Source organism: Qaidamihabitans albus (assembly GCF_016464705.1).
Lineage (GTDB): Bacteria > Actinomycetota > Actinomycetes > Mycobacteriales > Pseudonocardiaceae > Qaidamihabitans > Qaidamihabitans albus.
Genome location: NZ_JAEHOB010000025.1, coordinates 45125 through 57790 on the forward strand (window position 1 = coordinate 45125; position 12666 = coordinate 57790).

Sequence of the window (12666 nt, forward strand, 5' to 3'; positions counted from 1 at the left end):
CACCTGCATGGGTTGTAGTCAGGATCGCGGCGCTACGGGGCGTCCCCTCTTCCGCATCGCGAATGCGAGGGTCACGCCCATGACGAGGGCGACGAGTGCTCCCGCGAGACGGATTGCCGTGCCGACAGCCTGCCCCGCGCCATCGACGCCGGCGAGAGTGAAGGCACTCGGGACGACCTCCGCGAGAGCGACCAGTGCCGCGACCAGCGCCGGCCAGCGATGGTCCGGAAGGAACGCGACCAGGCAGGCTCCGGCAACCAGCAGAACGGCGCCTGGAGGCACGAGTGGCATGGCCATCCCGGCTGCCTTGGCGAGGCCCATGCCGAGCACGCCGGCGAAGAGCCCGGAGATGGTGATGAGTCTGAGGGTGGAAATGTTCTTGGTCACGTGGACAGCGTCGTCGCGGAGAGCTCGTGGGGCGTCAGCGTGATGACGCAACTGGATGTACGCGACCAGGCGTAGCGAGGTTTCCCCGCACGCTCTCAACGTGGAGGTGGCCCGGGCGAGCTCCTCGCCCGGGCCACCTGAGTGCGGTCCCGTCACCGGGCCCGGCCGGTCCGGTCGGTGACCATGCGGGCGCCGAGTGCCGTGGCTGCGACGACAGCTGCAGCTGCGAGCAGGATGACGTCCTTCAGCACGTACTGCGCCTCGATAGTCGGCAGTCCACCCGGGAACATCTCGCCAGGAAACAGCACGACCGGCATCATGATCCCGCCAAGCCAGCCCGCCATCACGACGAGGCACCAGCGCAGTCCGCGGCCGGTGAGCAGGGACAGGCCGATCAGGGTCTCGAGCACGGCCGTGATCAGCACCGCAGGCCGTCCGTCGACGACGCCGAAGGTCAGAGCCTCGGTCGTCTGCATGACCAGTCCCTCGGCGGGCGAGGCGCCGGGCACGTACTTGAGAGCGCCGAAGCCGGCGATGACCAGGCCGAGGCTGATCCTCAGCGCGGCGACGCTGTGCGCGGCGAGCCACTCAGCCAGGGTTGCCGTGAATCGCGGCACGCGGGGCCTGCCTCCGTCGTCGGGCGGGGGCACCGCGGTTGTCGAGGCGATCCGCGGAATCGTGGTGGGAGCCATGGCGGTCTCCTTCTCGGTGCTGGCCGCCGGGTCGGCGACCGGATGCACGGAACGATTCCGCGGAACCACCGTCACCGGATCCGCCCGGCGGCGGCACGTGTAGTGCGCTCGTGGCTGGTGGGCCCGACCCGCCCGTACGACGCCGGAGGTAGCCGTGCCTGCGTTCCCACGAGGACCCGTACACACCGGAGATGGGGCAGGATTGACTCCCACCGAACACCTCGGCACCAGGAGTGGAGGACCACATGGGCGGGATCCCCGTCCCACTCGTCCACGAGGCGCCTGCCAGGCGTCGGCCGTCGCGTGCCGTGATCGACGGTGTGCTCGTCGCAGTCCTGACGACCGTCGTCGTGTTCAGCCTGCCCTTCGTGGCCGAGGGCGATGGCACCGACCGTCCACTCCCCGTGGGCTTCGGTTTGGTGCTGGCGGCGGCCGCGGCGACAGCCGTGCGTGGCCGCCACCCCGCTGTGGCCGCCCTGATCGCGGTCGCTGCGACGTCGACGTACCTCGCACTCAGCTATCCCTACAGCCCGGTGTTCGCGTTCGTGTTGCTGACCGTCTACACACTCGCGCGCCGCCTGCCGCTCCTGCGGTCCGCGCTACTCGCCCTGGTCTGTCTCGTGATGCTGAGCGCGCACGTGCTCAGCAACGATGCCGCTCTCTCCGGTGCGATCGGGCTGCTTCCTGCGACAGCCTGGATCGCCATCCCGTTCACCGTCGGCGCCGCCCGCCGGATGGTGGTTGCGGCGGCGGCGCGGGAACGTGCGGCCACCGACCGGCAGCTCGTCGACGCCGAGCGCCTCCGGCTTTCGCAGGAGGTGCACGACGTGGTCGGACACGGGCTGGCGGCGATCCAGATGCAGGCCGACATCGCGCTGCACGTGGCGCAGCAGCGGCCCGGGCAGATGCGCGAAGCCCTCGCCGCCATCAGCACTGCCAGCGGGCAGGCGCTGACCGAGCTCCGCGAGACCCTGCGCAGCACCCACCCGGACGGCGAGGCGAAGGCCACCCGTGCTCCGACCCCCGGTCTGGCCCGGGTGCGCGAGCTGTGCGACCGAGTCGCCGACGTGGGCGTCGAGGTCGACCTCACGATCTCCGGCGAGCAGCGGCCGCTCATCGAAGCCGTCGACGTGGCGGCATACCGGGTGCTCCAGGAGGCACTGACCAATGTGGTCAAACACTCTCCGCACCCGCGCGCGGAGGTGCGGATCAACCACACCGCGGACTCGGTGACCGTCGAGGTCACGAACCAGAACCTGGCGCCGGCACCGCCCGCGCCGGGGATCGGCATCAGCGGCATGCAACGCAGGACCGCTGCGGTCGGAGGCACCTTCTCCGCCGGCCAGGGCACCCGGCCGGCGACGTTCACCGTCTGCGCCACCTTCCCACGAAGCCAGGAGACCCCATGAACCAGCTGATCTCGATGATGCTGGTCGACGACCAGGACCTCGTCCGCCTCGGGCTGCGCACGCTCTTCGACGCCGAGGACGGGTTCGAGGTCGTCGCGGAGGCAGCCGACGGCCTGGCCGCGGTCAAGGAAGCCCGCCACCACCGGCCCGCCGTGATCCTGATGGACATCCGCATGCCCGGCATCGACGGTCTCGACGCCACCCGCCGGATTGCCGCCGACGAGACCCTCGCCGACGTCAAAATCATCGTGCTGACCACCTTCGAGCACGACAACTACGTCTTCGAGGCACTCCGAAGTGGCGCGAATGGCTTCCTCCTCAAGAGCACACCCCCGACAACCCTGGTCGAGGCGGTCCGAACCGTCGCCGACGGTGCGGCCCTGCTCTCCCCGACCGTGACCCGAACCCTGATCAGGGAGTTCGTGGAGATCGCGCCGCGGACAGTGACACCGCACCCTCGCCTGGAGCACCTCACCGAGCGGGAACGGGAGATCGTCGGCCTGGTCGCACAGGGCATGAGCAACCAGGAGATCGCCGACCATCTCGTGCTCAGCCCGGCCACCGCACGTACCCATGTCAGCCGCGCAATGATCAAACTCGGCGCACGAGACCGGGCGCAGCTGGTCGTGTTCGCGTACCAATCCGGCCTCGCCTGAGGCAGCTCAGGAATGTCCTGTCTCATCGAAGGCGGCACCGTCTCAGACCTCGACCCGCGCGGCGATGACACCCGGGTCCCGGTGAACAGCCTGCGCGCCACTATGCTGGGCCAATGCCGTCGGTCAAGCAGTTCCAAGTCACCTTCGACTGCGCAGAACCTGAGCGCGTCGCTCGTTTCTGGTGCGAGGTGTTGGGGTATGTCGTACCGCCGCCACCGGAGGGGTTTGCCACTTGGAACGACTTCGATCGCTCGCTGCCGCCTGAGCGTCAGGGTTCAGCGTTCGCCTGCATCGATCCCTCGGGTGTGGGCCCGCGACTGTTCTTCCAGCGCGTTCCCGAAGGGAAGGCCGTCAAGAACCGGGTGCATCTCGACGTGCGGGTCGGCACCGGTCTCGTGGGTGAAGAGCGCCTCGCCGCGCTCGAGGCCGAGTGCGCACGACTGGTCGCGCTCGGCGCGGTACGCGTGCGACTACTGGCTGCCGATGGCGACGAAGAATCGTGCATCGTGATGCAGGACATCGAGGGCAACGAGTTCTGTCTCGACTGAGGAACATCTGGGTCAGGAGATGTACCGGGACGTCTTCGCTGGCACGGGAGTGGTACCGCTACATCAACTACGCCGACGTGGATTTGGCCGCCCCTCAGTGGAACTCCGGGTGTGTGGACGAGCCCCTCGTGGTTCCCCGACAGAAAGCCGCGACGGCACCCCCGCTTGCGCGATCGGCAGCACGGCCACGGCGGTGGTAGCGGCACGCGGAACGCCATCCTCGTCGTTCCCGTCATCACTCAGCGGTCCTGGCGGACGCCGCGCCGCCAGACGTCGCAGATGGAGCTGGTCGCGGTGACGTCGCTGGTGGGGTCACCGTCGACCAGCAGGAGGTCCGCGCGCAGACCTGGGGCGATCCGACCGCGGTCGGCCAACCCGAAGTGGCGGGCGGGCACACTGGTCGCTGCGGCGAGCGCCTCCTCGCTGGTGAGTCCGGCCCGCGTCAGCAGGACCAGTTCGCGGTGCATGCTCTCCCCGTGCACCGGGGCGAAAGGGGTCGCGTCCGTGCCGGCCAGCAGCGGCACACCCGACCGGTGCAACGCTCCCGCCGCGCGCACAGCATTCCCCGCGCTGCCGGGTGAAGCGTGGTCGACACCGCCTGCTCCCTGCTGGCCGATCACCTCGAAGTACACCAGCGTGCTGACCACGAACACGCCCTGCGCCGCGATCCGCGCGGCAAGTTCGGACGCACTCTGTCCCGCGTCGGCCCAGACGTGCGCGAGACCGTCGACACCCGCGTCGAGAGCGATCCCGACCTCGGACGCCGTGATCGCGTGCGCGATCAACCAAGAGCCCGGTCTCGCTGGCCGGTGTAACACGCTGAGGCCCCAGTCACATCCGCGGCCCGCGATGTCACATCACGGACGCCCCTGGTCCTCTTATGGGCGCACCGTGACAGGAGGGCACCACCATGACCGACCGTGACTCCGCCACGCAGCGGTTCGTCGAACATCGCGAACTGCTGTTCTCCATCGTCTACAACATGCTCGGCAGCGTCGCCGACACCGAGGACGCACTCCAGGAGACCTGGCTGGCGTGGACTGACGCGGACCAGGAGCGGATCGAGAACCCGCGCGCCTACCTCGTGCGAATCGCGGTCAACCAGGCCCTCGCCCGCCGGAAGGCCATCAGCCGTCGCCGGGAGACCTACATCGGGCAATGGCTGCCCGAACCACTGGTCACAGACCCAGCCGACACAGCCGACGCGGCCGACGCCGTGCTGCACACCGAGTCGTCCTCGGTGGCGCTTCTGGTCGTGCTGGAAACCCTCAGCTCGACCGAACGCGCGGTGTTCGTCCTGCACGAGGTTTTCGGCTACGCCCACACCGAAATCGCTGACGTCATCGGCCGCAGCCCCGCCGCGGTGCACCAGCTCGGACACCAGTGCCCGCCAACACGTGCACGCCCGCCGGCCCCGCTACCAGGTCGACACCCGCGTCCAGCGGGAGGTGACCAAACGCTTCGTCACCGCCGCGATCGGCGGCGACCTCCAAGCACTCCTCCGGATCCTGGCCCCTGACGTAACACTGTGGACAGACGGCGGTGGCAAGGGACCCGCCACGAGCCTCCAGCCGGTCCACGGCCGCGACGCGGTAGCCGAACTCCTCGTGGCCGTCGGATCCAGCGCCCCTCAGAGCCTCGAAGTCCGCTACCGCCACGTCAACGGAGACTCGTCCGCCCTGCTCTTCATCGGCGAGTCACCGTTCGCTGTCCTGGTTCTCGACCCGACACCGGACGGCGACCGGATACGAGGTATCTACTCGGTCACCAACCCGGACAAGCTGACCCGGGTCCGCTGACCCGTTGCGGTTGACGCGGTCTGGCGGGCACAGCCAGGCCGTGAGCGGCCTGCGTAGCCGACTCGTCGGGGCCGGCGGTCGACGGCCCGAAGCTGGGGCTCATCAGATCGACGCCGGAAGCTGTCGAGCTTGGTGTCGCGACGCGTTCATCGCGCCCAGCAAAGCGCTCGACGCCGATCCGGGCTTCACAGGTTGCCCCGGCTCCGGCTATCGGGGCCCGTACGCCGACAGCGGCATCCATGCCATGACTCGAGCGTGGTCATCGAAACCTGTTCCGGACAGCCGCTTCACCGGGGTTCAGCCGAAGCGGGTACTCGTCATCCGGAGTGCAGAACACCGGGTCTCGTCCGGCGCGGCAGCAAACGTCAGATCCACCGCGGCAGGAGCCTGTTGATGGTGCTCGTCGGCTACTCCGCGCCCTTGTCCCGGTTGATCACCACGACGTCCCCGTCGAGGTAGGTCAGAGCCAGCGCAGCATGCTCGGCGAGCACGCGGGCGGTCTTGCGGCCGAGCGGCAGCGTCTCGGCCTCGCCGCGGGACTCGATCGTCGCGTGCAGCGCCACGGCCAGCGTGACCGTGCCGCCGCAGTAGAGGTGCGCTCGGAGTTCGTCGTGGATCCGCTGGTTGGTCTGCTGGGTCGGCCCGGGCCGGCGGTAATGGTAAGTACGGTGGCGGAGGTCGTCGGATTCGCCGATGTAGACCTTCGGCAGCTCCTGATCGGCAGCGTCGGCCAGGGTGAGGCGGTAGATGCCCGACTGACAGGGCAGAGCCGGGAACACGACGTCGCCCGCATCGTCGAGGGTGACGTGCCCAGCGCGCTGCCACTCCATGGTGATCCGCACGTCGAGCTGCGCGGCATCGGTCTCCTCGACGAGCACCGCAGCCGCCGTGTCGTGCAGCGGTCGGTGACCGCGCGCCCGGTAACTGCCACCGACCTTGCCGCGGGCGAACCGGACCTGGCGGCGCTCAAGGTCCACGGTGTCAACATGCCAGTCGGCGTCTCGCCATGCCTGTGCATGGCTGTGGCTGCTGTTGGCCCACCACTGACGACTCTCGTAAGCCGACGCCGGGAGCTCGCCGACCAGCGTCGCGATGTCGCCGAAGCCGAACTCGGCATGCCGATGGCCCGCCCTGGCCAGCTCGGACAGCCGCACGAACAGCGGCTGATACTTTCCGGCCATACCCACCTCCTCGCCGCCATATCGTGTTCGTCAGCATGGTGCGCCGGCCAGGTCACCGGTCGTGAGTGCGTAACAGTGTTCTAACTCGCGTGCGCACTCACGAGAGGTGACCAGGCAAACGCCGCGCCTTCCTGGGATCAAGGAAGGGTTCTCAGAACTCAGTCGGCAATTACCTGTTCGCGCAGGATGTCGGCGTGTCCGCAATGGTGGGCCAGCTCCCGCAGCACTTGCAGGTACACCCAGCGAAGCGTGCGCGGTCCGGTCCGGTGGCCGGTCACGACGGCGTCCAGTGGCAGGCCTGCGACCGCCTTCCGGGCCGTGGCGCATGCTGCCCGGTGGGCTGCCGTGACCGAGGCGACGGTGTCGTCGTCGGAGAGCCGGAAGGATTCATCCGGACTCTGCACCAGGCCGAGCTCCCGGCGGGACGTGCCGCCGACGCACTCCTCGAACCACACCCGCTGCATCCACGTGACGTGCTTGAGCAGCCCGAGCAGCGTCGTCGCCGACGAGACCAGTCGGCGGCGGGCCTGGTCCTCGGTGAGACAGTCGAGAGTCACCTCAATGGCACTGCGATATTCCTCGATGAAGGCCTCGAGCTGGGTGCGTTCGTCGTCCAGCGGCACATCGAACGAACCCATCAGAGTCTCCTATCACGCTGCAGGCCGAGGGCCGCAGCAGCTCGTGCGAGCGCCGGCCCACGGCGACGTCGACAATCCTGGTCTCACGACTCTAGTGCGCAGCCCAAGGTGAGCAGCGGGGGCACCACGGATCCCCATTGACTTGTTCCGGGAGTGCATCCGACGGACAGGCGTCCGACGAAGGCTTTCTCTGAGCCTGGACCCGCTGTTCGTGATCCTGATCGTCTCGGTGCACCGGGAGTTCAAGGATCCGGCGCCAGCAGTGGACGGCGGGGACATCTGGTACTGGCACTCAGGCGCACCAGGCAGGTGGTTCGCGGACCACCTGCCTGGCGTGCGCTTACGGTTAGTCGCAGGTGTTGTACTTGTATCCCGCGTTTCGTCGGTGTCCGTTGCCGTCGTAGAAGGAATAGATGCCGTTGCTGTCCCGCCGCGCGCTGAAGCTCCAGTCCTTACCGCGGTAGGTCAGGTTGAGCACCTTGCCCCGGGCCGAGCTGCCGCTGGAGTAGCGGAGGTTGTCGTCGGCGCGGCCGAAGGTCACTTTGCCGACCACGCCATCAATGCCTATCTTCCACCTGGCTTGCAGCGACTTGGTCGCATACTCCGTGTTGGCGCCGAAGTGACCGTCAATGTCTGCTTTGTCGAAGGTCGAGAGGTTCTTCTCCGTGGCTCCCTCTGCCCACAGGATCTTCTGCCACAGGCACACAGCGTTGGAATTGTTGTGGTTGGCAATGCCATGGCCCATTTCTCCCTCGTCACCCCAGTCGCCCTTGAAGGTGTCGTAGCCGCGCACGTAACCATCACTCTTTGCGGCGGAGGCCGGCGTGGCGCTGAGCACCATGGCCACCACCGCCAGACCGACCAACCCCAGGCGCGCTACACGGCGCTTGATTGTTCTCATTTCTCCCCGTTCCCATTTGCCAGAATCGGACTTCTGTTCTGTCGACACCGCGACCGCATGTAGCCGCCCGCAACTAGCATGAGTACCCCAAATCGACGCCACAACAGGCCCTTGATCAGCCACCTCAAGTTAGCCCGCATTCAGTGATGCGGCCGAAGCCTTTTCCAGAATCGAGTGGACGCCGATCACTGATGTCTTTGTGTCGACTGGTTTTCGACTCTAGCCGCCTGCGGTGACCACCGCGTCGGGTGAACGCCTGACATCCATGCCGAGGCTCCTGACGCTGCCACGTAGCTTAAGTTGATCATGCTGCTCGGGGTGAGGGCGTGGAGCCTGATGGTGGCCGGCTCGGAGCATGGCGGCCAGAAACGTCGGTGTGCCGGATGTGCCTGAGGACTGGGGGTGCCCGCCTTGTACGAGGCGGCCGCCAAGGGCCCGCTAGCGCGCCACGCGGTAGCGGAGGAGGTAGACGACTTTCGAGTCGAAGGTGCGGGTCTCGACGAGTTCGAGATCCACCCGGCGCTCGCGCTGGGGAAAGAACGGAATGCCACCGCCAACCAGCACCGGGTAGACCTTGGCCCGGTACTCGTCGATCAGACCCGACGCGGCCGTCTCGGCGGCGAGAGTCGCGCCGCCGATCGCGATGTCGCCCTCCCCCGGCCCGGCTCGCAACCACTCGATCTCCTCCGCCAGGCCACCGGAGGCCAGGCGGGCATTGCCCTGCACCGCCGGCTACGTGGCGGAGAACACCACCTTGGGGAGCGGCTTCCAGAGCGCGGCCCACTCGAGCGTTGAGAAGTCGAGCGGCGGATTCGGGTCAAAGGTCTCCCAGTACAGCATCGTCTCGTACAACCGTCGTACCAACAGGTAGACGCCGACCTCTCGAGTGTCGTCGGTGGCGAAGCGAAAGACCTCCTCATCAGGTGCTGTCCAGTCGAAGTCGCCGTCCGGCCCCACGATGTAGCCGTCGAGTGAGACGCTCATCGAACAGGTCACGCTGCGCATCAGAGGTCCTCCTCGGTAATGGCTTCGACAGTACGACCGCCGAACGCCGCGGAACTCGTCGCGGCTCGCCGGATCCCCAGAGCCGAGTCACCCCACGAGATCATTTCGTTGAGAGAACTTCGATGACGCGCGCTCGGGGTTGGTGGACAGTCGAATGGCGGCCTGTGACATGTTCCTTACCAACCCCGTTATGCGGTCTCCTGTATGGCGGCGATTTGAATGAGGGTGCCTCTGCGACCACCGCGTTCTTCTACGGCGGCAGGGGTGGGCCGATGGTTCGAGCAGCAATCCGGCGCCGCGGCCTGGTCGTCGACGAAGACGCTGGCCACGTTGATCCTCATTGGCCGCCCTCAGCCGTGACCGGCAGGCAGGTTCTCCGCCGCCCAGCGCCGTCCCGGCTCCGGGTCGACGCCGAAGCGCTCGGCGTAGCGTTCGTGGATTTCCCTCCACGGCTTGTGTGCCTCCTCGTCGGAGAGGTACTCGCCGGCCAGATGAGGCTCGAGCCGCGAGAGATAGATCTCCCAGCCGGTTGCGGTCTGCGCTGCTGGCAGGTCGTCGATGACGTGAGTAAAGATCAACCGGCAGCCGCCGTCCGTTGCGAAAAGCTCGAAGCTCTGCGGCTGGCCGGCAAACGTCCACGCCAGGCGGTGCGGTGCATCGACCTCGGTCACCTCGAGGGTTGCACCGCCGAGGTCGATGGTCTCGCCCTTCGCCGGGGTCCAGTCGGCGGCGCCGGGAAAGAAACGCTCCAGCTCTGCCGGCACGCTGACCGCCTGCCACACGCGCTCGATCGGGTATGCGAGCGAGCGCTCGAAACGCAACCCCGGACGCCCGTCGATCGTCTCCAGGGTTCCGTAAGCCGTGGTGTCGGTCATGTGATGGTGTCCCTTCGTATCTGTGGCCGGCGAGTCACGACGGTTTGCAGCGGTGTGGTGCCGATCGAGTGGTGCTTGTAGCGGCCTTCCTCGGCCGCGATCACGACCCGGCAGCCTGGAGCACGTCGAGGTGCTGCGATGTGGCCCCACGCGACGAGGTGAGCCCATGTTTCGGCGTCAAGCGGCCGCACAGGTCGAAGAGCGTCTGTCGATCCCGCTCGATACGCTCGTCGAGGATGGTTCGTCGGGTCGATTCGGCGATCGCCTTGTACACGTCGCTCACGAAGGCAACAATAGGCAAGTGTTGACTTGCATGTCAATTGGGTGGCCCGAAGCCCGCGCTGATCCGCCGTCGGGCACTCAGCGCCTGGTCTCGTACCTGGTCAGCACCACGCCGTCGGGAAACGTCCGGGTCTCCACCAGGCTCAGGTTCACCCAGTTGTCCAGGGCTGTGAAGAACGGCGTGCCGCCGCCCACCAGGACCGGATGGGTGACGATCGCGTACGCGTCGATCAGCCCGGCCCGCATGGCCGCCGCGGCGAGTGTGGCACCGCCGATGTCCATGGGGCCGCCGTCGTCGGCCTTGAGCCTGGTGATCTCGGTGACCGCGTCGCCGGTGACCAGACGGGTGTTCCAGTCGACCGTGCTGGTCGTAGAGGAGAACACCACCTTCGGCATGTCCCGCCAGCGGCCGGCGAACTCGATCGCCGCCGGTGTGGCACCCGGCTGCTTGTCGGCGGTCGGCCAGTGGGAGCTCATCGTCTCCCACAGCTTGCGCCCGTACAGCGCCAGGCCCGTCGCGTCCACCCGGTCGGACCACCACTGGAACAGCTCGTCGCTCGGCACGCTCCAGCCGAGGTCGTCGCCGGGCGCGGCGATGTAGCCGTCCAGGCTCATGTTCATGCCGAAGGTCAGTTTCCGCATGGCTTCAGCCTCCCGTGAGTCGGTATTCGGCGTACAGACCAGCACGGCGCGCAAAACTCATCGGTCAGGCCACACCGAGGGCCAGTTGACCACCACGCCAAGCGGATGCTCCGTACGGAAAGGAAACCTCCGACGTACCGGCGGGGACGAGACGAGCCCACCGCCACCGCTGTGATCTGCGCTGTTGCAGATACCCCGTACGGTGAAAATCTCACTAACCGGAGGCTAAACATACACGTACTGAGCCCAGCTATACCAAGATCAAACCCTGCCAACTCCTTGACGCATGACAGCTCGCCGACCACGACGTCGTCGTCGACGGTGAGGCTGATGTTGAGTACGTGTGGGAGCCGTTGGGTGGAGTGGCNGCTCGCCGACCACGACGTCGTCGTCGACGGTGAGGCTGATGTTGAGTACGTGTGGGAGCCGTTGGGTGGAGTGGCGTTAAGGTGAACGCGCCCGATCAGATAGTCGTCTGGTGTCCGCGGTGATGGGCCGGTGAGCGGTACTTCATGAGGGTGACTCCGGAGGTGAAGGGTTCGGCGGAGATCAGCTCCAGTCGGGCGAGTGGTTGGCCGCCGTCGGACAGGGGCTTGCCCTGGCGGAGGAACACCGGGTGCATCAGCAGGTGGGACTCGTCGACGAGCCGGAGGTCATGGGGGATCGGACCAGTCCGAGACTGCCGTAGATCACGATGTCCCCGCCGGCACCACTCTTGAGTTCGGTGATCTCGTCGGGATCGACGCGTTCGAGTCGCCGGGTGTTCTTCCATGGTGCGATGCTCACTGAGACGGAGACGACGATCTTCGCCATGGCGTCGACCCGCTTGGCGTACGTTCTCAGCTCATCCGGCTCGTCCGGGTCGTGGGCCGCCTGTGGCCAGTAGCCGGCGAAGTAACCGTGGGTGATCCGGCCCAGCAGCAGGCTGCCCGCGCTTTCCACCAGTTCCCGCTCGTCCCGATCTCCGCCACCGCGCCGTCACCCGACTCCTCGACGGCCTGCGCCCCTGAACACGTTCGGACCCAAGCGCTCTCGATCAGGACAACCCGGAATACGGCCTGGATCGAATACTGCTACTTCACCTGCTGCCTTTGTCGCGTGATCATTTTCGTTTTGGTGTTCACTCCTTCGGTACGTCCATTGTGGAATGGCTGGGTGAGCGCGGCATTAACGGCGTGGCGGTCGAGCTCGAGTCCGCGGGTGAACGCATGCAGATGAGGCAGGTCCTCGGTACGGACCTGGTTGATCCAGCCGGCGAGGCGTTCATCGTTGCCGGCAGCGGGTGTGAGCAGGGCGGCGAAGTCGGCGACGAGGCCGGCGAGCGCGGTCATCTCGTGGCATGCGGCTGTGGCGGCCTCAAGCTGTTCCCGCTGGTGGTCGGTGAGCTTGTCCGGGCGGGTTAGCAGGTAACGGGCCAGGCGCCGCGGGGAGATCGCCGGCCGGTCGGACTCGACGCGGCCTTGGGTGATGTAGCGGTAGAGCAGGTTCAGGCTGCCGCTATAGCCGAGCTGCTTGATCTCGGCGAACAGCCTCGGCACTGGCACGGCGGGATCAACCTGGCGACGGCGTCGTAGATGCTCACGGTAGGGGTCGACCAGCGTCTGGCGGTACTTCGGAGCCCGGACCAGACGCTCTGGCTGGTTGATCCGGG

16 protein-coding genes and 1 pseudogene are annotated in these 12666 nt (G+C 67.2%); 5 read left to right on the plus strand and 12 right to left on the minus strand.

Annotated elements, in window-relative coordinates; genetic code table 11:
- Positions 1-18: 18 nt before the first annotated feature.
- Both JAP66_RS29910 and JAP66_RS29915 read right to left on the minus strand, forming a co-directional pair.
- Positions 19-387 carry a hypothetical protein gene (locus JAP66_RS29910; protein ID WP_199435221.1) on the minus strand — a complete coding sequence of 123 codons (369 nt, stop codon included), beginning with the start codon at positions 385-387 and terminating at the stop codon, positions 19-21.
- 152 nt (positions 388-539) lie between these two features.
- Positions 540-1079 (minus strand): hypothetical protein, encoded by a 540-nt coding sequence (locus JAP66_RS29915; protein WP_199435222.1) that lies wholly within the window; start codon positions 1077-1079, stop codon positions 540-542.
- 245 nt (positions 1080-1324) lie between these two features.
- Between JAP66_RS29915 and JAP66_RS29920 the strand changes: the two genes are divergently transcribed.
- From JAP66_RS29920 to JAP66_RS29930, 3 genes are all read left to right on the plus strand, one after another.
- Positions 1325-2488: a sensor histidine kinase gene (locus JAP66_RS29920; RefSeq protein WP_199435223.1), complete on the plus strand. Its 1164-nt coding sequence runs from the start codon at positions 1325-1327 to the stop codon at positions 2486-2488.
- Positions 2489-2493: 5 nt separating this feature from the next.
- A complete protein-coding gene (locus tag JAP66_RS29925) occupies positions 2494-3144 on the plus strand; it encodes a response regulator transcription factor (protein WP_199435236.1) in 651 nt (216 codons plus the stop codon).
- 113 nt (positions 3145-3257) lie between these two features.
- Entirely contained in the window at positions 3258-3692 is a 435-nt protein-coding gene (locus tag JAP66_RS29930; RefSeq protein ID WP_199435224.1) for a VOC family protein, read from the plus strand.
- Between the two features lie 239 nt (positions 3693-3931).
- Here the strand turns inward: JAP66_RS29930 and JAP66_RS29935 are convergent, their stop codons facing one another.
- A complete protein-coding gene (locus tag JAP66_RS29935) occupies positions 3932-4477 on the minus strand; it encodes an amidohydrolase family protein (RefSeq protein WP_210770790.1) in 546 nt (181 codons plus the stop codon).
- A 125-nt stretch (positions 4478-4602) separates the two neighbouring features.
- Between JAP66_RS29935 and JAP66_RS29940 the strand changes: the two genes are divergently transcribed.
- Both JAP66_RS29940 and JAP66_RS32540 read left to right on the plus strand, forming a co-directional pair.
- The gene (locus JAP66_RS29940; RefSeq protein ID WP_235999732.1) at positions 4603-5211 is read left to right on the plus strand and encodes a sigma-70 family RNA polymerase sigma factor; all 609 of its coding nucleotides are present in this window, start codon (positions 4603-4605) and stop codon (positions 5209-5211) included.
- 88 nt (positions 5212-5299) lie between these two features.
- Positions 5300-5491, plus strand: coding sequence for a hypothetical protein (locus tag JAP66_RS32540; protein ID WP_235999733.1), 192 nt, complete (start codon positions 5300-5302; stop codon positions 5489-5491).
- Positions 5492-5898: 407 nt separating this feature from the next.
- Here the strand turns inward: JAP66_RS32540 and JAP66_RS29945 are convergent, their stop codons facing one another.
- The 9 genes and pseudogenes from JAP66_RS29945 to JAP66_RS29985 all read right to left on the minus strand — a co-directional run.
- Entirely contained in the window at positions 5899-6672 is a 774-nt protein-coding gene (locus JAP66_RS29945; RefSeq protein ID WP_199435225.1) for a DUF7662 domain-containing protein, read from the minus strand.
- A gap of 158 nt (positions 6673-6830) precedes the next feature.
- Positions 6831-7310 (minus strand): DinB family protein, encoded by a 480-nt coding sequence (locus tag JAP66_RS29950; protein WP_199435226.1) that lies wholly within the window; start codon positions 7308-7310, stop codon positions 6831-6833.
- A gap of 346 nt (positions 7311-7656) precedes the next feature.
- The gene (locus JAP66_RS29955; RefSeq protein ID WP_199435227.1) at positions 7657-8211 is read right to left on the minus strand and encodes a peptidoglycan-binding domain-containing protein; all 555 of its coding nucleotides are present in this window, start codon (positions 8209-8211) and stop codon (positions 7657-7659) included.
- A 438-nt stretch (positions 8212-8649) separates the two neighbouring features.
- Positions 8650-9216: pseudogene (locus JAP66_RS29960) on the minus strand (dihydrofolate reductase family protein).
- A 350-nt stretch (positions 9217-9566) separates the two neighbouring features.
- Positions 9567-10091 carry an SRPBCC domain-containing protein gene (locus JAP66_RS29965; RefSeq protein ID WP_199435228.1) on the minus strand — a complete coding sequence of 175 codons (525 nt, stop codon included), beginning with the start codon at positions 10089-10091 and terminating at the stop codon, positions 9567-9569.
- Positions 10092-10191: 100 nt separating this feature from the next.
- A complete protein-coding gene (locus JAP66_RS33375; RefSeq protein WP_372449026.1) occupies positions 10192-10374 on the minus strand; it encodes a hypothetical protein in 183 nt (60 codons plus the stop codon).
- A 77-nt stretch (positions 10375-10451) separates the two neighbouring features.
- Complete coding sequence (locus JAP66_RS29975) at positions 10452-11015, minus strand: dihydrofolate reductase family protein (RefSeq protein ID WP_199435229.1); 564 nt, start codon at positions 11013-11015, stop codon at positions 10452-10454.
- Between the two features lie 621 nt (positions 11016-11636).
- A complete protein-coding gene (locus JAP66_RS29980) occupies positions 11637-11957 on the minus strand; it encodes a dihydrofolate reductase family protein (RefSeq protein WP_199435230.1) in 321 nt (106 codons plus the stop codon).
- Between the two features lie 131 nt (positions 11958-12088).
- On the minus strand, positions 12089-12666 hold a 578-nt coding region (locus tag JAP66_RS29985), incomplete at its 5' end, for a transposase (RefSeq protein WP_199435231.1).